This window comes from Cupriavidus sp. a3, from assembly GCF_051015765.1.
GTDB classification, from domain to species: domain Bacteria; phylum Pseudomonadota; class Gammaproteobacteria; order Burkholderiales; family Burkholderiaceae; genus Cupriavidus; species Cupriavidus oxalaticus_A.
Genome location: NZ_CP170644.1, coordinates 160,657 through 179,355, shown reverse-complemented (window position 1 = coordinate 179,355; position 18,699 = coordinate 160,657). Strand labels below are relative to the sequence as shown.

General features: G+C 70.4%; 19 protein-coding genes. 10 read left to right on the top strand and 9 right to left on the bottom strand.

Annotated elements, in window-relative coordinates:
- Positions 1–103 precede the first annotated feature (103 nt).
- From norR to ACAD63_RS22760, 3 genes are all read left to right on the top strand, one after another.
- On the top strand, positions 104–1,660 hold the full coding sequence (gene norR / locus ACAD63_RS22770) for a nitric oxide reductase transcriptional regulator NorR (protein WP_135703242.1): 1,557 nt from the start codon (positions 104–106) through the stop codon (positions 1,658–1,660).
- 161 nt (positions 1,661–1,821) lie between these two features.
- Complete coding sequence (locus ACAD63_RS22765) at positions 1,822–2,274, top strand: polyhydroxyalkanoate granule-associated phasin (RefSeq protein ID WP_240745844.1); 453 nt, start codon at positions 1,822–1,824, stop codon at positions 2,272–2,274.
- Positions 2,275–2,466: 192 nt separating this feature from the next.
- Positions 2,467–4,080 (top strand): histidine kinase N-terminal 7TM domain-containing protein, encoded by a 1,614-nt coding sequence (locus tag ACAD63_RS22760; RefSeq protein WP_135703243.1) that lies wholly within the window; start codon positions 2,467–2,469, stop codon positions 4,078–4,080.
- Between the two features lie 27 nt (positions 4,081–4,107).
- On the opposite strand, the gene ubiT is transcribed toward ACAD63_RS22760, so the two are convergent.
- From ubiT to ubiU, 3 genes are all read right to left on the bottom strand, one after another.
- Positions 4,108–4,578: a ubiquinone anaerobic biosynthesis accessory factor UbiT gene (gene ubiT / locus ACAD63_RS22755; RefSeq protein WP_135703244.1), complete on the bottom strand. Its 471-nt coding sequence runs from the start codon at positions 4,576–4,578 to the stop codon at positions 4,108–4,110.
- Positions 4,575–5,516, bottom strand: coding sequence for a U32 family peptidase (locus tag ACAD63_RS22750; protein WP_135703245.1), 942 nt, complete (start codon positions 5,514–5,516; stop codon positions 4,575–4,577). The genes ubiT and ACAD63_RS22750 overlap by 4 nt, the downstream gene beginning before the upstream one ends.
- A 71-nt stretch (positions 5,517–5,587) precedes the next feature.
- Positions 5,588–6,646: a ubiquinone anaerobic biosynthesis protein UbiU gene (ubiU, locus tag ACAD63_RS22745; RefSeq protein WP_434034385.1), complete on the bottom strand. Its 1,059-nt coding sequence runs from the start codon at positions 6,644–6,646 to the stop codon at positions 5,588–5,590.
- 272 nt (positions 6,647–6,918) lie between these two features.
- On the opposite strand from ubiU, the gene ACAD63_RS22740 reads away from it, so the two are divergent.
- Positions 6,919–8,094, top strand: coding sequence for an NAD(P)H-dependent flavin oxidoreductase (locus tag ACAD63_RS22740; RefSeq protein WP_133095979.1), 1,176 nt, complete (start codon positions 6,919–6,921; stop codon positions 8,092–8,094).
- 70 nt (positions 8,095–8,164) lie between these two features.
- Here the strand turns inward: ACAD63_RS22740 and ACAD63_RS22735 are convergent, their stop codons facing one another.
- The 3 genes from ACAD63_RS22735 to ACAD63_RS22725 are packed head-to-tail and all read right to left on the bottom strand — an operon-like array spanning position 8,165 to position 10,643.
- Positions 8,165–8,857, bottom strand: a complete 693-nt coding sequence (locus tag ACAD63_RS22735; RefSeq protein WP_133095980.1) for a Crp/Fnr family transcriptional regulator — start codon at positions 8,855–8,857, stop codon at positions 8,165–8,167.
- Positions 8,850–10,193: a hypothetical protein gene (locus ACAD63_RS22730; RefSeq protein WP_434034384.1), complete on the bottom strand. Its 1,344-nt coding sequence runs from the start codon at positions 10,191–10,193 to the stop codon at positions 8,850–8,852. Before ACAD63_RS22730 ends, ACAD63_RS22735 begins: the two co-directional genes overlap by 8 nt.
- A 24-nt stretch (positions 10,194–10,217) precedes the next feature.
- Positions 10,218–10,643, bottom strand: coding sequence for a hemerythrin domain-containing protein (locus ACAD63_RS22725; protein WP_434034383.1), 426 nt, complete (start codon positions 10,641–10,643; stop codon positions 10,218–10,220).
- Positions 10,644–10,989: 346 nt separating this feature from the next.
- Between ACAD63_RS22725 and ACAD63_RS22720 the strand changes: the two genes are divergently transcribed.
- The 4 genes from ACAD63_RS22720 to ACAD63_RS22705 all read left to right on the top strand — a co-directional run bounded on the left by ACAD63_RS22720 (position 10,990) and on the right by ACAD63_RS22705 (position 14,349).
- Positions 10,990–13,002, top strand: coding sequence for a type IV pili methyl-accepting chemotaxis transducer N-terminal domain-containing protein (locus ACAD63_RS22720; protein ID WP_135703247.1), 2,013 nt, complete (start codon positions 10,990–10,992; stop codon positions 13,000–13,002).
- On the top strand, positions 12,999–13,655 hold the full coding sequence (locus ACAD63_RS22715) for a response regulator (protein ID WP_133095984.1): 657 nt from the start codon (positions 12,999–13,001) through the stop codon (positions 13,653–13,655). The genes ACAD63_RS22720 and ACAD63_RS22715 overlap by 4 nt, the downstream gene beginning before the upstream one ends.
- A 226-nt stretch (positions 13,656–13,881) precedes the next feature.
- The gene (locus ACAD63_RS22710; RefSeq protein ID WP_133095985.1) at positions 13,882–14,040 is read left to right on the top strand and encodes a DUF3309 family protein; all 159 of its coding nucleotides are present in this window, start codon (positions 13,882–13,884) and stop codon (positions 14,038–14,040) included.
- A 120-nt stretch (positions 14,041–14,160) separates the two neighbouring features.
- The gene (locus ACAD63_RS22705) at positions 14,161–14,349 is read left to right on the top strand and encodes a DUF3008 family protein (RefSeq protein ID WP_133095986.1); all 189 of its coding nucleotides are present in this window, start codon (positions 14,161–14,163) and stop codon (positions 14,347–14,349) included.
- An 84-nt stretch (positions 14,350–14,433) separates the two neighbouring features.
- Here the strand turns inward: ACAD63_RS22705 and ACAD63_RS22700 are convergent, their stop codons facing one another.
- The 3 genes from ACAD63_RS22700 to ACAD63_RS22690 form a co-directional block, all read right to left on the bottom strand.
- Positions 14,434–15,111, bottom strand: coding sequence for a ParB/Srx family N-terminal domain-containing protein (locus ACAD63_RS22700; protein ID WP_240745845.1), 678 nt, complete (start codon positions 15,109–15,111; stop codon positions 14,434–14,436).
- On the bottom strand, positions 15,095–15,556 hold the full coding sequence (locus tag ACAD63_RS22695; RefSeq protein WP_135703248.1) for a hypothetical protein: 462 nt from the start codon (positions 15,554–15,556) through the stop codon (positions 15,095–15,097). Before ACAD63_RS22695 ends, ACAD63_RS22700 begins: the two co-directional genes overlap by 17 nt.
- Positions 15,557–15,704: 148 nt before the next feature.
- A complete protein-coding gene (locus tag ACAD63_RS22690; protein WP_434034382.1) occupies positions 15,705–16,562 on the bottom strand; it encodes an SDR family oxidoreductase in 858 nt (285 codons plus the stop codon).
- Positions 16,563–16,891: 329 nt separating this feature from the next.
- Here ACAD63_RS22690 and ACAD63_RS22685 point away from each other — a divergent pair, with 329 nt between their 5' ends.
- Both ACAD63_RS22685 and ACAD63_RS22680 read left to right on the top strand, forming a co-directional pair.
- Positions 16,892–18,007, top strand: coding sequence for a BON domain-containing protein (locus tag ACAD63_RS22685; protein ID WP_434034381.1), 1,116 nt, complete (start codon positions 16,892–16,894; stop codon positions 18,005–18,007).
- Between the two features lie 55 nt (positions 18,008–18,062).
- Positions 18,063–18,698 (top strand): ParB-like protein, encoded by a 636-nt coding sequence (locus tag ACAD63_RS22680; protein ID WP_135703251.1) that lies wholly within the window; start codon positions 18,063–18,065, stop codon positions 18,696–18,698.
- The last annotated feature ends 1 nt before the right edge of the window (position 18,699 follow it).

Sequence of the window (18,699 nt, the reverse complement as noted above, 5' to 3'; positions counted from 1 at the left end):
GTGCCTGAAAAAAACCATTCCAGATCAAAGGGTTGTCACACGGATGGTTCTAAATACCCTAGACTGTTCGTGGTACTAATCACCCCAACTGGTGTTTTTCACCATGACGACTTCCGCGATCGTTCCCGAGCTGCTGGCCGACCTGGTGGCCGACCTGCCCCACGCCGTGCGCCTGCAGCGCCTGGTCAGCGGCCTGCGGGCGCATTTCCGCTGCGGCGCCGTGGCGCTGCTGCGGCTGGAAGAAGACCACCTGCGCCCGATGGCGGTGGATGGCCTGGTCGGCGACGCGCTGGGCCGGCGCTTCGCCGTCGGCCTGCATCCGCGCCTGGCGGCAATCCTGGCGCGGCGCGACGTGACCTGTTTCCATCACGACAGCGTGCTGCCAGACCCGTACGACGGCCTGATCGACGAGCACGTGGGCGAGCCGCTGCCGGTGCATGACTGCATGGGCACCAGCCTGGAGGTCGAAGGGCAGCCATGGGGTGTGCTCACGCTCGATGCGCTCGCCGTGGGCACCTTCGACGCCGCCGCGCAGGCCGAGCTGCAGCGGCTCACCGTGGTGGTCGAGGCGGCGATCCGCACCACCCGGCTCGAGGCCGAGATCCTGGCGCTGCAGGTGGCACGGGGCAAGCCCGTTGCCGACGAAGGCACGGCCGGCGCCGGCGACATCACCGGCGAGATCGTCGGCCAGAGTCCGGCCATCGCCAACCTGCTGCACGAGCTGGAGGTGGTTGCCGATACCGAGCTGCCGGTGCTGCTGCTGGGCGAGACCGGCGTCGGCAAGGAGCTGTTCGCGCACCGGCTGCACCGTCAGTCGCGCCGGCGCGCGCAGCCGCTGGTGCACGTCAACTGCGCGGCGCTGCCCGAGTCGCTGGCCGAGAGCGAGCTGTTCGGCCACGCCCGCGGCGCCTTTTCCGGCGCCACCGGCGAGCGCCCGGGCCGCTTCGAGGCCGCCGACGGCGGCACGCTGTTCCTCGATGAAGTGGGCGAGCTGCCGCTGTCGATCCAGGCCAAGCTGCTGCGCACGCTGCAGAACGGCGAGATCCAGCGGCTGGGCTCGGACCGGCCGCGCCGCGTCAACGTGCGCGTGATCGCCGCCACCAACCGCAACCTGCGCGAGCATGTGCGCGACGGCTCGTTCCGCGCCGACCTGTACCACCGGCTGTCGGTCTACCCGATCCCGATCCCGCCGCTGCGCGAGCGCGGCAACGATGTGCTGCTGCTGGCCGGGCGCTTCCTGGAACTGAACCGCGCCCGCCTGGGCCTGCGCAGCCTGCGCCTGGCGCCGGCGGCGCAGGATGCGCTGCGGCGCTATCGCTGGCCCGGCAACGTGCGCGAGCTCGAGCACGTGCTCAGCCGCGCCGCGCTGCGCGCGGTCAGCCGGGGCGCCGGCCGCAACGACATCGTCACGCTGGAAACGGAGCTGCTCGACCTGGACGGACTCGATGCGCCTCCGCCAGCGCTGGCGGAGGCGACATGCGCCTCACTGCCAGCGATCGTCCCCGGCACCAGCCTGCGCGAGGCCGTCGACCAGACCCAGCGCGCGTGCATCGAACAGGCACTGCAGGCCCACGGCGGCAACTGGGCGCAGGCGGCGCGGCAGCTCGGCGTCGATGCCAGCAACCTGCACAAGCTGGCCAGGCGCCTGGGCTGCAAGTAAGTTGGCAAGTGAGGAGGCAAATGAGGGCGCGGGCGGCATTGGGATGGCAAAGGTCGCCTGGCCTGCCTAAGCTAGTCAGGCGTCGTTTGCAGTGCAGCATGCATGTGGTGCCCTCACCACCCTGCGGTGGCGCGCCCTGTGGACCCGTACCGGAGATGCCCATGATGATGACCGCAACGCAAGCCTTCTGGCCTGCCTGGCCCGCCTGGCCCTTCCCTGCCGTCTTCACGGCAGGCTTTGCCAGCCTGCAGCAGTTCCAGTCCATCCAGGCAGACCTGGCCGAGAACTGGCGCCGCATGGCCGAGCTGAACCTGGAATTTGCCAGCAACATGGCCGAGGAACTGCGCTTCGACGCCGTGGGCATGCTGGTGGAACAGGACCCCGAGACCCTGTACGCGCGCGAGATCGCCTGCGAGCTGCCGCTGCTGGGCGGGCCGCTGCACTATGCCTCGGCCATGCTGGAACTGTTGGCCCGCGCCCAGCAGAAGTGGATCGATGGCTGGGGCCACCTGTTCATGCAGGGCCCGCTGACTGACTGGACCGCGGGCGCGAAGGCCGTCACCGACATTCCCTCCTGGCTGATCCGCGAGACACCGCGTCCGAGCGCGAGCTGAACCGGCACGAGCGCCGTGGCGTTGCGCGCCGGGTGGCTCGCGCCTGGCCGCGGCCAATTTTTTTCCTGCGCGGCTTGCCATGACAACGCGCGCGCACCGGTATCATGCAGATCATGACACCCCGATTCGCCATCCCCGCCGTCCCGGCTGGCGGATCTCCACACAGGACTGGTTCAGGACGCGCCCCGGTTCATGCCCTCATATCCACTGGTCCTGCTGCTCACCGTCGCCGTCGTCTGCTGCATCGGCATGGCCATAGCCACCTGGCCCCGGCGCGACGACCCCACCGTCCAGGCGTTCCTGGTGCTGGCCTTCGGCGCGGTGGTCTGGAGCGGCGGACGCCTGCTTGAGATCAGTTCGACCGACCTGCCCGGGCGCATCCTGTGGGCCAAGATCCAGTACATCGGCATCGTCGCGGTGCCGATCGGCTGGCTGGTGGCGATGGTGCACCTGAGCCGCCCGCGCTACGTGGTGCCATGGTCGCGGCTGTGGCTGCCGGTGATGGCGGCAGTGGTGACAGTAGTGCTGGTCTTCACCAATGAGCGGCACCACCTGGTCTGGACGCGCATTACGCTGATGCCGCCCGGGGTCGCGCCCGGCGCGGTGTTCGAACATGGCGCGGGCTACGCCGTGGCGGCCTTCTGGTCTTACTCGCTGCTGGCGCTGAGCTGGTTTTTCCTGATCACGGCCGAAGTGCCCAACGACGCCCTGTCGCGCCGCGGCCGCGTCATCCTGGCCGGCGGCCTGGCGCTGCCGCTGATTGCCCATGTGGCTTACCTGAACCGCTGGACCGGCCCGCTGGGCGGCGACCTGACCCCGGCCACGTTTTCGCTGATGGCGGTACTGGTGTGGTTCTGCGCGCTGCGCACGCACCTCGACGATATCGGCCACTACGCCCGGCTGCGCGTGTTCGACGCGCTGCGCGAGGGCTGTGTGATCGTCGACGCCAAGGGCGCGGTGGTGGAATTCAACCCCGCCGCGGCCCAGCTGTGGCCGCAGTTGCACCGCGGCAGCGCGGTGCCGGCAGGATGGGAGACGGCACTGGAATCGGCGCCGGGATCGGCTCAGGGACCGGCTCAGGGATCGGCTCAGGCTGCGCCCGGCCTTGCGCCCGCCACGCCGTTCGTGCCGCCGGGTGCCCCGTTCGAGCTGGCTGTCGAACGCGTCGAGCGCCTGGACGGCAGGCAGATCGGCAGCCTGGTGTTCATGCGCGACATCAGCCGCTTCCAGTCGCGCGAGCTGGCGCTGACCGCGCGCCTCGGCCAGACCGAGGAGCAGCTGTGGCAGGTGCAGGCCGACCTCGACGTCGACGCGCTCACCGGCATCCCCAACCGGCGCTACTTCCAGCGCGAGTCGCTCGCCGCCGTGACCCGCGCGCATGAGCGCGGCCAGCCGCTGGGGCTGCTGATCCTGGATGTCGACCTGTTCAAGCAGTACAACGACCTGCACGGCCACCTGGCGGGCGACGACTGCCTGCGCCAGATCGCCTGCGCGCTGGCCGGCACGGTAACGGGCGAGCAGTTCTGCGCGCGGCTGGGCGGCGAGGAATTCGCGGCGGTGCTGCCCGGCGCATCGCGCGAAGAGACTCGCGACGTGGCGCGCCGCATGGTCGCCGCGGTGCGCGAGCTTGGCATCGCGCACCGCGGCACGCCGGTGCAGCCCGTGGTGACGATCAGCGTGGGCGCGGTCTGCGCCGTGCCCGAGTCGCCGCGGCTGGAGCCGCTGCTGCACCGCGCCGACAGCGCGATGTACCGCGCCAAGCGCGCGGGCCGCAACCGGTACATGGTGGATGGCGAAGCGGCCTGACCAGCCGTGGCCAGAACATGGCGCCGGCTAACCCGCGCGTACCGTCAGCGCGCCCTGCAGCGCCACCAGCCGCGCCGCCGCCTGGCTGACCCACGCCGGCCGCGGCGCCGCATCGAGCCAGTACTTGACCTCGAGCCCGAGCGCGGTGTCGCCGCTGATCACCAGCTTGCGCTGGAAGAACAGCGTGTCGGTGTCGGCCTCGCCGCCGAGCAGCCGCAGGTAGTCGACCGCGGCGGCGCGCAGCGTCAGCGCGGGTTCGCCGCTGCCGGCACCGGCGGTGCGGAAGCACCCGCCTTCGCAGCGGAACGGCACTTCCAGCCCCAGGTCCTGCACCGTCAGCAGGAATACATGGCCTTCCAGCGCGGCCGGCGGCTCCAGCCAGCCGGCGCGCCGCGCCAGTTCCAGCGCTGCCACCAGCGGCAGCGCGCGCGCCCGCGCCGGCATGCGCCGGTGCACGCCGGCCATCAGCTTGTGCAATGGGCTTGTGTTCGCATTCATGCCCGTGCCTCCCACGCAATGCCGGCGCCGCCGTGCCAGTAGCCGTTGCAGGGCTGCGCCCCCGCCGGGGCGATGCCGCTGGGCGCCGGCGCGCGCTCGCCCGCGCGGATCGCCGCCAGTTGTTGCACCACCTCCAGCGTGCCGGTCGAGTGCGGGCTGACGCGCAGCATGTCCACGCCCATCGCGGCCATGGCGAGCGCCTCGGCGCACAGGTCGAGGCAGGTCGCGCTCTGGGTCTGCACGCCGTTGAGCGTGAAGAACGCCTGGCCTTCGCCGGTGGCGGCGACCAGGCCGTCGGGGTAGTCCATGCAGCGGAATTCGCAGCTGTCCTTGCGCAGCCGATGGTGGCGCGCAGTGAAGCAGCGCGCCGAGAACGCCAGCGGCATGCGGCCCCAGACAAAGGTTTCGACGCCAACGCCACCCGGCCGCGCCGCGGCCAGCGCGGCCAGCGTGCGGCCGTCCATTTCCACCGGCACGACGCAGCCGGCCGCGCCCAGCCCGGACAGCCACGCCAGCGTGTCGGCGTGGTAGACGTTCAGGTGCGGGCCGGCGATGAAAGGCCGCCCGCCCATGCAGCGCACCGCGCCAAGGTCATTGGCCTCGACCAGGTAGTCGTGCTGCTCGCAGGCGCGGCGCATCCAGGCGATGTCGGTATCGGACTCCACCAGCACCGGGGTGGACAACACCACCTCCTTGCCGGCATCGCGCAGCATCTGCGCAATCTCCAGCCACTGCGCGTGGCGCAGTTCGTGGCGCCGCGTGCAGACGGTCTCGCCGAGGTAGACGCGGTCCACCGGGGCATCGGCGACGGCGGCGTAGAACTGCAGCACGCGCTCGCGCGGCCAGTAGTACAGCAGCGGGCCGAGGGCGATGCCGAATTGCGGTGCAGTATGTTGCGAGACAGCTCGAGGCGCGGTCGCCGTGGCGGTATCGGGCATGGCAGGTTCCATCGTGGCAAGGGTGGCGGGGGGATCGACGGGGCGATTTAGGCTGGTCGCGTCCATCCGCGTCACCGCCATGGCCGGTCGTAGGCGCCCTGGGTCACCTGGTCGCCCTCGGCATGGCGGCCCAGCGTGGCCTGCCACTCCTGGCGCGGCGCAAAGCGTGCGGGATCGCCGCAGGCGTCGTCGATGGCGGCGCGCAGCACGCCGACCACATCGGCGACGTAGCGCGGGCTGCGCTGCCGGCCTTCGATCTTGATCGCAGCGATGCCCATGCCGACCAGCGCCGGCAGCAGGGACAGCGCATTGAGGCTGGTGGGCTCTTCCAGCACGTAGCCGCGCTCGCCCTCCACCTCGAAGCGGCCCTTGCACAAGGTCGGATAGCCGGCCGGCTCGCCGGGCGCGTAGCTGTCGATCAGGATGCCTGACAGGCGCGCCTGCATGGTGCCGTCCTGCTCGGTCCAGCGCACCGCGTGCGCGGGCGAGCAGACCCCCTTGTTGTTGGGCGAGTCCCCGGTCGCGTACGACGACAGCAGGCAGCGCCCTTCGGCCATCACGCACAGGCTGCCGAAGCCGAATACTTCCAGCTCGACGCTGGTCTGCCGCGCCAGCTTGCCGATCTGCGCCAGCGACAGCACGCGCGGCAGCACCACGCGGCGGATATTGAAGCGCTCGCGCATCAGCTCGATGGCATCGGCATGCGTGGCCGAGCCCTGCACCGACAGGTGCAGGCGCAGCCGCGGATGGCGCTCGCAGGCGTAGCCCAACAGGCCGGCGTCGGCCATGATGACCGCGTCGGCACCCAGTTCCGCCGCGGCGTCGACGGCGCGGTGCCACTGCGGCACCGCACCCATCTGCGCGAAGGTGTTGATCGCGAACAGCACTTCGGCGCCGCGGGCGTGGGCTTCGGCGACGCCGGTGCGGATGTCGGCCTCGGTAAAGTTCAGGCCGCCGAAGTTGCGCGCATTGGTGGCATCGCGCAGGCCCAGGTAGACCGCGTCGGCGCCGTGCTGCAGCGCCATGCGCAGCGCCGCCAGCGAGCCGGCGGGCGCAACCAGCTGGGGCCGGCGTGGCGCGCAGGCAGGCGCGACGGTGGCCGCATCCGGGCCAGTAGAGGCAGTTGTCATGGTGTGGGAAAACAGGACAAAAAACAGGACAAAGACAGCGGCCGATGCTAGCCACGCGCTGGCGCAAGGGGCTTGATCGCGCGCAAACCCGCACCAACGGCACATGGCTGGCGCCGGCGTATGCCGGTCGGCGTAGGCCGATGGCAGGCAGCGCCCGTGGGCTTGACCTGCGGCAAACGCAGGGGCTTTCCGCTGTGCCACGCTTCGCCAGTCACCCCCCGCGCCAGGCCGGCTGCCGGCCACACGCGATTCACCTTCCGGAGATCCCTTTTATGAACGAACACTGGCTGAAGCTGGCCGGCCGCCGCCTGTTGCCCATCGTGCAGGGCGGCATGGGCATCGGCATCTCGGCGCACCGGCTTGCCGGCGCAGTGGCACGCGAGAACGGCGTGGGCACCATCGCCAGCATCGACCTGCGCCACCACCATCCCGACCTGATGGCGCGCACCCGCGGCGTGCGCGACAAGGCGGGCATCGAAGCCGCCAACCTCGAGGCGCTCGACCGCGAGATCCGCGCCGCGCGCACGCTGTCGGAAGGCCGCGGGCTGATCGCGGTCAACGTGATGAAGGCGGTGGGCTCGCATGCCTCGCTGGTGCGCCAGGCGTGCGAAAGCGGCGCCGATGCCATCGTGATGGGCGCAGGGCTGCCGCTGGACCTGCCCGAGCTGGCCGCCGGCCACCCCGGGGTGGCGCTGATCCCGATCCTGTCGGAATCCCGCGGCATCGGCCTGGTGCTGCGCCGCTGGATGAAGAAGGGCCGCCTGCCCGATGCCATCGTGGTCGAGCACCCGGCCCATGCCGGCGGCCACCTTGGCGCCGCCACCATCCAGGACCTGTCCGAGCCGCGCTTTTCGTTCTCGCGCGTGCTGGCCGAGTGCCGCGACCTGTTCCAGTCGCTGGGGCTGGCATGGGACAGCATCCCGCTGATTCTCGCCGGCGGCATCGACAGCCATGCCAAGGTGCGCCACTGGCTCAACGAGGGCGCCGCCGCGGTGCAGCTCGGCACCGCCTTTGCCGTCACCGAGGAATGCGATGCGCATCCGGCCTTCAAGCAGGTGCTGGCCACGGCGCGGCCCGAGACGCTGCGCGAGTTCACCAGCGTGGCCGGCCTGCCGGCGCGCGCGGTGCTGACGCCGTGGCTGTCGCGCTACCTGTCGAGCGAAGCCAGGCTGCAGCGCCGCGCCAAGGTACGAGAGTGCCTGGAAGGGTTCGATTGCCTGCAATCGTGCGGCCTGCGCGACGGCATTGCGCGCATCGGCCAGTTCTGCATCGACCTCAAGCTCGCGCAGGCGGTACGTGGCGACGTGGAACGCGGGCTGTTCTTCCGCGGCAGGGGCGCGCTGCCGTTCGGCGAGGCGATCCGCCCGGTGGCCGAGCTGATCCACTACCTGATGACAGGGGAAAAGCCAGCGGCGCTGGCTTCTGCCAAGGTGGCCGCTACGGCCTGAGCCTGCGTGCCGCGTCCGGATCCCCGGCACGCGGCACCGGACGTGCCTGACGTGCCTGACGTGCCGACATTCAGGCCACCGCCGGCTCCTCCACGCCGGCCTGGCGCGCCAACCCATCCGGATCGATCAGGTAGATCTTGCCGCGCTCGATCCGCACCAGCCGCTCGGCGCAGAACCTGTGCATCACGCGCGACAGGGTCTCGGGCGTAATCCCCAGCTTTGACGCAATCACGCGCTGCGTGCAGGCCAGCCAGGTGCGCCGCGTGGCAAACGCCTGCTCGCGCAGGAAGCCAGCCACGCGCTGCAGCGCGGTCTGCAGGCTGATCGCCTCGATGTCGCGCATCAGCCCATGCAGCCGGCCCGACAGGTTGCGCAACAGCTGCGCGGCCAGCAGCGGCTCCTGCATGACGGCCTGCCACAGCGCCGCCTTGCCGATCTGCAGCACCAGCGTGCGCGTCTGCGCCTGGCAGGCCATGCGCCCCGGCACGTCCAGGCAGAGCAGGTCTTCGCCGAAGGCCGCGCCCGGGCCGAATACTTCGATGGCGCGCTCGCAGGCGGCCTCGTCGCCGGCGGGCGGCTGCAGCGCCAGCTTGAGCAGGCCCTCCGCCACGATATAGAGGCCGGCGCACGGCTCGCCGCCACGGAACAGGTATTCGCCCTTGCGCAGGCAGCGCAGCGTGGCCGCGGCGCGCAACTGCGCCACCACGGCCGCATCGACGCCGCGGAACAACGGCAGCGCTTCCAGGTTGATGGCTTCACCCATGGTGATGACCTCCTTCGGCATGACTGCGTTCAGCATTCCAGGCCGCATGGCGCGGCGGCAGGCCGCCACTGCGGCGCATCTGCCGCATGCAGCGCAACGCGGACAACAATTGCCAGCCGAGCCAGGCATTGGCCGCGGCAAGCAGCAGGCCGCCGGCGCGGGCCAGCGGCACCGGCGCCAGCGGCAGCACCAGCAGCAGCAGGTAGGCCGCCAGCAGCAGCCACGCCTGGCGGCGCTGCCGGGCGGGCACGATGATGGCCTGCATGGCCGGCACGCGCGCGCGCGGCGGCAGCAGCCGGCGCAAGTGCAGCCAGACCAGGAACGGCACGATCTTGCCGAGCATCGCGGTGACCGGCAGCACGCCGGTGCCGATGAGCGCCATGGTGCCGGCCCACCACGCCAGCGGTGCAGCCGATGCGGGCCACACGATCGCCGCCGCGCCCAGCACGGCCGCGCCCAGCATGCTGGCGCAGGCCACCGGCCACAGCAGCCACAGCGGGTCCTGGCGGCGCCGCGCGCGCAGGGTGCCGGCCAGCCCGAACGCGGCCACCACGGCGACGAACGCCAGCCACGCCAGCAGCACCGCCTGGCCCAGGGCAGGCTGGCCGGGCCATAGCAGGGTTGCGCCGCTGAACAGCGCCAGCGGCACCCAGTGCGCCATCGGCAGGCCACGCGCCGGCGCAGCGGGCAGGCGCCGCGTCTGCCAGAACATCGGCAACACGGTGGTGGCCACGCCGGCCACCAGTGCCGCCAGCCATCCGCCCAGCGCCCAGGCCATATGCATGTCGAGCACCGGCGCCACCGGCACCTGCCACCAGCCGCCGAAGGTGCCGGCAAGCGCGATGCCGCACAGCACCGCGGCCAGCAGCGGCGCGCCGATGCCGGCCAGCGTGCGCGTGGTGGCGTCGACCGCGGCCACGCGCCGTCCGGCAATGAGCAGCAGCGCGCCGGCAAGCAACAGCAGCAGGCCGGCCGCGGCGGCGGCCTGCATGCCTTGCGGCATGCCGCCAAGCAGCCCGAAGCCCAGCCCGGCGGCCACGCCGGCACCGGCCACGGCGACAAACGGTGCCAGCACGCCGGCACCCGGCACGGCCACGCCCGCCACCACCGGCATCATCTGGAACAACGCGCCCACCATCACCGGCATCAGCATGCCCAGCGCGAGCACATGGACCGCCACCAGCGCCAGCGGCGCAAAGCGGTCCGGCAAGCCGCCGGCGGGCCCCGCCGCGAGCAGCAACCCTGCCGCGGCGCCCAGCCACGGCGCCGGCACCAGGCAACCGAACACCACCGCGGGACGCGGCGCGCGCTCGTAATCGAGGTTGGCGGCCTTCATCTGGGTTGCCCTGCCTCGCCAGCGCTAGGCAATGCCGTCGAGCACGGCGTCGAGCCGCGGCACGTGCGCGCGGCACATCGGGAACAGCACATTCTCTTCCTTGATGTTGTGCTGCTGCAGCAGCACCACCAGCGTGTCGGTCTCGGCCGCGAGCGCATTGGCGTCGCGCAGCGACAGCCATTCGCGCACGTTGTCCACCAGCGCGCGCACTTCGTCGTGTTCTTGTCGCATCACGGCGGTCGGGCCGCCGGCCATGCCGGTGGCCTGCTCGAAGGCGGGGAACAGCCGTGCCTCTTCCGCGCCGAAATTGCCGGCCAGCGCGGTCTCCAGCTCGGCGAAGGCCGCGGCGGCCCCTGTCCAGCCGGCTTCGCGCAGCGCGCCTTCCAGGCGTGCCAGCGCGGCGTCGCAACTGCGGTGCTGCTGCACCAGGGTGTCGATGCCATCAGACATGGTGTGGATTCTCCGGACCGGTATTGACCGGATGCTAGGGCGCGGCCCGGCGTGGGGATTTGATCGGGAATAAGTCGGGCGCCAATAGCCGGTGTAAGGGGACTGGCGTGTCGATATATCACAACGTGACATGCTGTAGCGTCGTATTCATCGCCATCACGCTTGACTGCGGACGAGCAATGCGATCCCGGGCGCACATGCGAATTGGCCGACCTCGCGTTTTGTTGATCTGGCGCAGGTAGTGCAGCGCCTGTCACGTGGAGAATTGCCTTCGAGACGCGCGCGCGACTGACGCGACTGACAGTACGCCGGCGTTCCCCTGACAGGTAGCCCCCGATACCGAACCATGCCTTACACCGATCTATCGGCCGATCCCCCGGCCGATCCCCCGGCCGAAGCGCAGGCCGCCACCCCGCTGCGCCACCGCCTTTCCACGCGCATCATCTCGCTGTCGCTGGCCGTTCTGCTGGTCGTCCTCGGCATGATCTCCGGCACGCTGTGGCTGTCCTGGAAGCTCGAAGGCGCCGGCGCCGCCATCAATGACGCCGGCAGCCTGCGCATGCGCGCCAACCGGGTCGCGATCGAGCTGACGCTGGCGCACGCGCAGCGCGGCAATGCGCTGGCGATGCAGGTGCAGGCGCTGGACGGCACGCTGGCGCAGCTGCGCCGCGGCAACCCGTCGCGCCCGCTGTTCCTGCCCGACGAACCCGCCATCCACGCCCAGCTCGCGCGCGTGACGCAGGACTGGCACACCCAGCTGCGCCCGATCGCCATGGCCGGCACCGACAGCACCGCGCCGGCGCGCTATATCGCCGCGCTGCCGGGCTTCGTGGCGCAGGCCGACAAGCTGGTCGGCATGATCGAGCACGACAGCGCGCGCAAGACCGACCTGCTGCGGCTGTCGCAGACGGCGCTGGCGCTGATGGCCTGCGTGGGCACCGTGGCCGTGATCTACCTGCTCTACCTGTGGATCATCCTGCCGGTGCTGCGGCTGCAGGACGGCCTGCGGCGCATGGCCGCGCGCGAGTTCTCGCTGCGCCTGCCGGTGGAGACGCGCGACGAGTTCGGCACCCTCAGCGAAGGCTTCAACCGCATGGCCGGCGAACTGCAAAGCCTGTATCACGACCTGGAGACTCGCGTGGCGCAGAAGACCGCCGAGCTGGAACGCCAGAACCGCGACCTGGAGGAGCTGTACGACATGGCGGCGTTCCTGAACCAGGCCCGCGACGCCGACACCATGGCGCGCGGCTTCCTGGCGCGCGTGATGCGCCAGTTCGACGCCGAGGGCGGCAGCGTGCGCGTGCTCGACCCACGCCACAACCGCATGCACCTGCTGGCCAGCGCGGGCCTGCCCGCGGCGCTGGCCGAGGCCGCGTCGTGCGCCGCCGCCGATGCCTGCCACTGCGGCGACGCGACGCGCGAGGCCGTGATTACCATCACCGACCTGCGCGGCATGCAGGACGGCAGGCAGGGCGCCACGGCCATGGAGGACGGCACGCCGTGCGCGCGCAACGGCTTCCGCGCGCTGGCGGCCTTCCGCATCGAAAGCCAGCGCGGCGCCACCGGCGTGTTCGCACTGCATTTCCGCGCCCCGCGCGCGCTGCCCGCCTCCGACCGGCAACTGCTCGAAACACTGGGCCAGCACCTGGGCACGGCGCTGGAGCACTTGCGGCTGTCGGCGACGGCGCGCCAGCTGGCGGTGGTGGAAGAACGCAATCTGGTGGCGCAGGGCCTGCACGACAGCATTGCGCAGGGGCTGAACTACCTGAACCTGCAGGTGCAACTGCTTGACGACGCGGTCGCGCGCGACGACCTCGCCGAGACCCGCGAGATCGTGCCGATGCTGCGCCACGGCGTGGAGGAGAGCTACCAGGACGTGCGCGAGCTGCTCAACAATTTCCGCTCGCGCCTGGGCGGCGGCGAACTGCGCCCGGCAGTGGAAGACACCGTGGCGCGCTTCCGCCGCCAGTGCCGCACCGAAGCCACGCTCACCATCGACGAGCATGCCGACGGCAACGGCGCCGGCGGCCGGCCGCTGGCGCCGGAACAGCAGCTGCAGGTGCTCTTCATCCTGCAGGAAGCGCTCTCCAACGTGCGCAAGCATGCGCTGGCCGCGCACGTGACGGTGGCGCTCAGCCACGGCCGCGACTTCCGCCTGGTGGTTGAGGACGACGGCGAAGGCTTCGATCCTGCCGAACCCGCCACGCGCGCCGACGCGCATATCGGCCTGAACATCATGCGCGAGCGCGCCGCGCGCCTGGGCGCCCAGCTGCATGTGCAGGCGGCCCCCGGCCGTGGCGTGCGCATCGAACTGGTGCTGCCGCGCCGCGCCCCACAGAACACAGAGACCCAGCCATGACCATCCGCATCCTGCTGATCGACGACCATACCCTGTTCCGCTCCGGCATCCGCGCGCTGCTGCAGCGACAGACCGACTTCGAGATCGTCGACGAAGCCGCCGACGGCGTGGAGGGCATCAAGCGCGCCAAGCAGCATCGCCCCGACGTGATCCTGCTGGACCTCAACATGCCCGGCCTGTCCGGGCTGGAGGCGCTGCAGCTGCTGGTGGAAGACCTGCCGCAGACCGCGGTGATCGTGCTGACCGTGTCCGAAGAGGCCGAGGAGCTGGCCGCCGCGCTGCGCAGCGGTGCGCGCGGCTACCTGATCAAGAACATCGAGACCGAGGCGCTGATCGCCGGCATCCGCCGCGCCGCCGCGGGCGAGCCGGTGATCTCCGACAGCATGACGGCCAAGCTGGTGGCGCAGTTCCGCACGCCGACTCCCGCCGGCGCGGCGCGCCACGACGACGCGCCGCGCCTGACCGCGCGCGAGCGCGAGATCGTGCAGGGGCTGGCACGCGGCGAAAGCAACAAGGAGATCGCGCGCGATCTCGGCGTGGCCGAAAGCACGGTGAAGATCCACGTGCAGAACATCCTGAAGAAGCTCAACCTCGCCAGCCGCGTGCAGGTGGCAGTCTACGCGGTCGAGCACGGCCTGACCGAAGCGGGCTGAGCGCGCGGCCACAACGGCGCCAATGTGCTGCACGAGCCGTGTGCAGCGCGCCAAAGGCGCATCGCGCACGGCGTCGTCCGATTCCTACACCGTTATCAGTCCCTGCCCGGGGGGACGCAGGCGAGCCTTGACGTAGGCTGAACCTTGAGCAGTGGCCTTTCAGATGCGCGGGCCGCTTCGGTACGGAAGCCCCCGGCTTCCCCGATCCACGAACAAGGAGCACGCCATGGGAATCGGCACTATTCTTCTGATCATTCTTGTCCTGCTGCTGGTCGGCGCCCTGCCGGCCTGGCCGTACAGTTCCGGCTGGGGCTACTGGCCAAGCGGCGGCCTGGGCTTGATCGTCCTGATTGTGCTGCTGCTCGTGGTTCTCGGCCGGATATAGCGTCCCGGCCGTCCAGCGGGCAACGGCGGCAGGCAGGCCCGGCATGAGCGGCATCGCTGCTCACGCCGGGCCTGTCTGCCGCATCGCCCGTTTTTCCTTCACCCTATCCAGGAGACTGACATGCCAGCCAAATCGAAGGCGCAACAGCAGGCCGCTGGAGCGGCGCTCTCCGCCAAGCGCGGGGAAACCAAGGCCGGATCGCTGAAGGGCGCTTCGCGTTCGATGTACAAGTCGATGAGCGAGAAAGAACTCGACAAGATGGCATCGACCAAGACCAAGAAGCTGCCAAAGCACAAATCGGAACGCTGACGCGTTCACGCACCCCGTCGTTCCCGCTCGCGCGGGGACGACGCGCCACGGGCGCGAATCTCAGCGCTCCCTCGCCGCGCCGTTTCAGCCTTTCCCTTTCTTGCTGTTTGCAGGTCCGCCGCAAAATCCTGGCAGCTCCCTGGCCTGGGAACTGCGCGCTAGCCTGATCGATTCGGCCAGCGCCAGTCCGAAGCCGGCGATGCTGTCATGATCCTGCACCACGCGCTCGCGCAGGAAGCCGGCCCAGCGGAAATCCCCATAGGCATTGCCCGGCTTGCGGTAGGCGCCCGCCATGCGCGCAAATGCCGCCAGGCTGCGGTACGGGTCGTCGAGCATCCCCATCACCGTGGGCGGCAGCGCCCTGGGGCCGTGTAGCTCGCCGTGCTCGTCATATGGATGGACGTGGTTGAGCTGGCGCATGCGCTTCCAGAACGCGGACGGACTCAGTGCGCTCAGGTCGCGCAGGATGCGCACCGGCCCCCATTGGTATCCCAGCTCCAGCCAGGCGCGCGCCCAGTGATGATGATCGACGATATAGAGGCTGCCGCCGGGGCCCGCAATGGTCTTGATGCGGTGCCTGCGCATGAAGCGCCGCAGCGCCTCGCCGTCGTTGCGATCCGCGTGGCGCTGCGTGACTTCTTTTTTTTGGCTGACGTGGGCATAGCCCAGCGTGAGTTGCGTAGGGCGCAGGCGCGCGAGTTCGGCAATGGCGTTGCCGTTCCGGGGAATGGCGCGGTCGCGCCGCTCAGTCGTGTTCGGCACGCTTCTGGTTGACGAAATGCTCCAGCTCGCTGCCCGGGTCTTCGTTGCCGGTGGACTGCTCGGCGACCGACTCCCGTGCCAGCGGCCGTGGCCAGTATTCGCCTTCAACGTCCTGCACCGGCTCGCCGTGCACGTTCGGGTCGAAGTCGGTCCACTGCCCGCATTCCCAGCAGCCCTGCGCACGCTCGAGGTGGCTCGCGCCGGCTTCGCGCAGCACGTCCACCGCAACCGACGACAGCCCATTGCCGACGCAGGCGGCCAGCATCACGTTGCCGGCGCTATTGTCGGTGTGGGTCTCGGCTTGCGTCCCGGCCTGCACCTCGCCTTGCGGCCGTACCGACATGATGGAAACGTCCCATACCGAAAAACCCCGCGCGAACAGGATCCGCGCCGCCTCTTCGGCGCTGGCGATGGAGTCGAAGCGACCCGCTACGATCGGTGACATGGTGGCTCCCTGTATCGATGAATGGATGCGGTAGTTTCGCCGCTTGCAAGAGCCACGCCCGCGCCGGACCTGCACGCTGGCGGCCGAGGCGGCGCGCGGCACGTGCAATTTTTGCAAGCGCAGCGCCCGAACTACATGCGCGGCTGGTTCAGCCGTTGACGACCTCGCCGCCGTTGATGTGCAGGATCTGCCCCGTGATATAGCTGGCCGCATCCGAGGCCAGGAACACGAAGCCCGCCGCCACTTCGAATGGCTGCCCCGGCCGGCCCATCGGCGTCTTCTTGCCGAACTCGGCGACTTCCTCCGCTGTAAAGGTGGACGGGATCAGCGGGGTCCAGATCGGGCCCGGCGCAACACCATTGACGCGGATGCCGCGTTCAACCACCTGCAGCGCGAGCGAGCGCGTGAACGACACGATCGCGCCCTTGGTCGCGGAGTAGTCGAGCAGATGCTTGCTGCCGCGATACGCAGTCACCGACGTGGTGTTCAGGATCGACGCGCCCGCCTTCATGTGCGGCAGCACTGCGCGCGTCAGGTGAAACATCGCAAAGACATTGGTGCGGAAGGTGGCCTCGACCTGGCTTTCTTCGACGTCTTCCAGGGACTTCTCGGGATGCTGCTCGGCGGCGTTGTTGACCAGGATATCGAGCTTGCCGAATTGCTGCAGCGTCTGGCGCGCAACCCCCTCGGCATGGCTGCGGTCGGCAAGATCGCCCGCGACGGCGAGGCACTTGCGTCCGGAGGCTTCGACCAGTTCGACGGCTTCGCGGGCGTCGGCATGCTCGTCGAGGTAGGCAATGACAACGTCAGCGCCTTCGCGCGCAAAAGCCACCGCTATGGCGCGGCCGATGCCGCTGTCGCCGCCGGTGATCAGCGCCACGCGCCCTTGCAGGCGGCCGCTGCCGACGTAGTCGTCCGCGCCGCTGTCCGGCTGCGGCCGCATGGGCGCTTCCAGCCCGGGTTGGCGGTCCTGGTGCTGGGGTGGGACGCTCTTCGGTGTGGACATGGCTGACTCCTGTCTGTGGAGGGCGCGCTGGCCCTTGCGCGTGCCGCGCAAGTTCCATGCCGCTGGGAGGCACCCGGCATGCTGCCCCCGCAGCGCGCCGCGCCAACTGCGGTGACGTCGCAGCCGCCCGTAACCGTTACATCGCCCGGCAATCCTTACAGCGGTGCCACGCCCGCGGCGGCGTGCGGGCGCGGCAGCGAAGGGGCACGGATTTTGCGGCTTTCCCCTGCGGAAACCCTGCGGAAACCACCGCACTTCAACGGCCCGGCGCCGCAGCCAGCTTTGCGCAGGCAACGGCCCAGCCGGACCATTCAGCCAGGAGGCAAGCAATGTTCAACTTCCGCAACGACCGCGGCAGCCGCGGCGGAAATCAGGGCCAGCGCCAGCAAGCGGGCCGGCGCGACGAGAGCCGGGGCAGCGGCTCGGAAGACTGGGGCCAGGAATGGGGCGAAGACTGGCGCGGTGACGAGCGCAGTGACGAGCGCGAGGGCCGCGGCGAGTGGCGCGGCGAAAGCCGCGGCCGCTCGGGTGGCCAGTACGGCAACGAACGTGACGATGAACGCCGCGGCAGCGAATCCGCGCGCCACGGCGGTCCGTGGTACCAGCAGGACACGCCCTCCGGCCAGGGCCGCGGCAGCTGGGGCCAGCCGGGCTATGGCGCATCGGATGCCGGCGGCACCGGCCATCCTTACAGCAGCGGCTACGGCGGCTACCGTCCGTCGGCGCAAGACAGCGGCTATCACGCCCAGGAGCGCGAATCGGGCTATGGTTACCGCGACGAAGACCGCTTCGGGCCGCGCGGCCGTGGCGGCGAGCGCGATGAGCGCGATGAGCGCGATGAGCGGGGCCAACGTGGCGAGCGCGGCGGCCGCGCCATGCACTGGCGCGAAGGCATGGAGCGCGACCGCGGCCAGCGCGGCGGCGAGCCGAGCTATGGCAGCGGCTACTATGGCGATTCCGCCAGCGGCGGCCAGTCATTCAGCGGCGGGCAGCGGGTCTACCCGGACGACTACGGCTATCGCCGCAGCCGGGCCTTTGGCCAGCAGGCGGCCGCGCAGGGATGGAGCCAGCGCAGCCAGCAAGCCGGCAGGCGCATGACCGGCCCCAAGGGCTACCGCCGCTCGGATGAGCGGGTGCGCGAGGACGTCTGCGAGCGCCTCGCCATGAATCCCTACATCGATGTCGGCGAAGTCAGCGTGGAAGTCGCCAACGGCGTGGTCACGCTGGACGGCACCGTGCGCGAGCGCCGCGAGAAGTATGTCATCGAGGAAATCGCCGATGCGGTGTTCGGCGTGACCGAGGTCGACAACCGGCTGCGCGTGGAACGCGGGCAAGGCGGCCAGGGCTCGGCATGGGCCGCGGGCTCCGAGGTTGGTGGCGAAGACACTGCCGGCAGCGCGGCGGATACCGGCACGTCGCCGGAGCGCACGCTGAACAAGAGCTGAGCGCCAGTCATCCGGCGCGGCGCGTCTAAGAAGCGCCTGGCCGCGCCGCGCCGATATGCCACGCCATCCCCGCAAACTTCGTCGTGGTGCCAAGCTGATGGTGCCCCTGGACGCGCTGCACCCGACCCAGATCACTGTCGGCGGCTACCACGTCGCGCAAAAGGTCCACGCAACGCGCCGCGTGCCGCCCGAGCACCGCGCAGCGTTCCTGGACCGGCACCGCGTCCACCTGATAATCGGGCCGGAACAGGGCCTCTACGTGGTCGACCATCACCACTGGGTGCGCGCCTGGCACGACCTCGGCCTGAGCCACGTGCCCGGCATTGTCCGCGCCGATGTCAGCGACCTCGACGTGCCGGCGTTCTGGCGCTACATGGTCACCAACCACCTGGTCCACCCCTATGACGAGCACGGCCGCCGCCGGCCGCTGACCGAGCTGCCCGTGGCCGTCCACGACATGCGCGACGACCCCTACCGCAGTCTTGAAGCATTCGTGCAGCTCGCCGGGGGCTATCGCAAGGTCAAGACCGCCTACCCGGATTTCCGCTGGGCCGATTATTTCCGCCGCAATGTGCCGGGTCCGTTCGACACGGCGCATCACTTCGCCGACGCCCTGACGCGCGCGTTCCGCCTGGCGCATGCCGCGGGTGCGCGCGAACTGCCCGGCTATATCGGTCCGCTGCGGTGCTGAA

Excerpts from the sequence above, each read along its gene's own strand:
- ACAD63_RS22725 (WP_434034383.1), bottom strand. The coding sequence starts at position 10,643 with ATGTCTGATGGCATCGACACCCTGGTGCAGCAGCACCGCAGTTGCGAC.
- ACAD63_RS22735 (WP_133095980.1), bottom strand. The coding sequence starts at position 8,857 with ATGGGTGAAGCCATCAACCTGGAAGCGCTGCCGTTGTTCCGCGGCGTC.
- ACAD63_RS22730 (WP_434034384.1), bottom strand. The coding sequence starts at position 10,193 with ATGAAGGCCGCCAACCTCGATTACGAGCGCGCGCCGCGTCCCGCGGTG.
- ACAD63_RS22680 (WP_135703251.1), top strand. The coding sequence starts at position 18,063 with ATGCCACGCCATCCCCGCAAACTTCGTCGTGGTGCCAAGCTGATGGTG.
- norR (WP_135703242.1), top strand. The coding sequence starts at position 104 with ATGACGACTTCCGCGATCGTTCCCGAGCTGCTGGCCGACCTGGTGGCC.
- ubiU (WP_434034385.1), bottom strand. The coding sequence starts at position 6,646 with ATGACAACTGCCTCTACTGGCCCGGATGCGGCCACCGTCGCGCCTGCC.
- ACAD63_RS22715 (WP_133095984.1), top strand. The coding sequence starts at position 12,999 with ATGACCATCCGCATCCTGCTGATCGACGACCATACCCTGTTCCGCTCC.
- ACAD63_RS22695 (WP_135703248.1), bottom strand. The coding sequence starts at position 15,556 with ATGTCACCGATCGTAGCGGGTCGCTTCGACTCCATCGCCAGCGCCGAA.
- ACAD63_RS22760 (WP_135703243.1), top strand. The coding sequence starts at position 2,467 with ATGCCCTCATATCCACTGGTCCTGCTGCTCACCGTCGCCGTCGTCTGC.
- ACAD63_RS22750 (WP_135703245.1), bottom strand. The coding sequence starts at position 5,516 with ATGCCCGATACCGCCACGGCGACCGCGCCTCGAGCTGTCTCGCAACAT.
- ACAD63_RS22710 (WP_133095985.1), top strand. The coding sequence starts at position 13,882 with ATGGGAATCGGCACTATTCTTCTGATCATTCTTGTCCTGCTGCTGGTC.
- ACAD63_RS22685 (WP_434034381.1), top strand. The coding sequence starts at position 16,892 with ATGTTCAACTTCCGCAACGACCGCGGCAGCCGCGGCGGAAATCAGGGC.
- ubiT (WP_135703244.1), bottom strand. The coding sequence starts at position 4,578 with ATGAATGCGAACACAAGCCCATTGCACAAGCTGATGGCCGGCGTGCAC.
- ACAD63_RS22740 (WP_133095979.1), top strand. The coding sequence starts at position 6,919 with ATGAACGAACACTGGCTGAAGCTGGCCGGCCGCCGCCTGTTGCCCATC.
- ACAD63_RS22720 (WP_135703247.1), top strand. The coding sequence starts at position 10,990 with ATGCCTTACACCGATCTATCGGCCGATCCCCCGGCCGATCCCCCGGCC.
- ACAD63_RS22765 (WP_240745844.1), top strand. The coding sequence starts at position 1,822 with ATGATGATGACCGCAACGCAAGCCTTCTGGCCTGCCTGGCCCGCCTGG.
- ACAD63_RS22705 (WP_133095986.1), top strand. The coding sequence starts at position 14,161 with ATGCCAGCCAAATCGAAGGCGCAACAGCAGGCCGCTGGAGCGGCGCTC.
- ACAD63_RS22690 (WP_434034382.1), bottom strand. The coding sequence starts at position 16,562 with ATGTCCACACCGAAGAGCGTCCCACCCCAGCACCAGGACCGCCAACCC.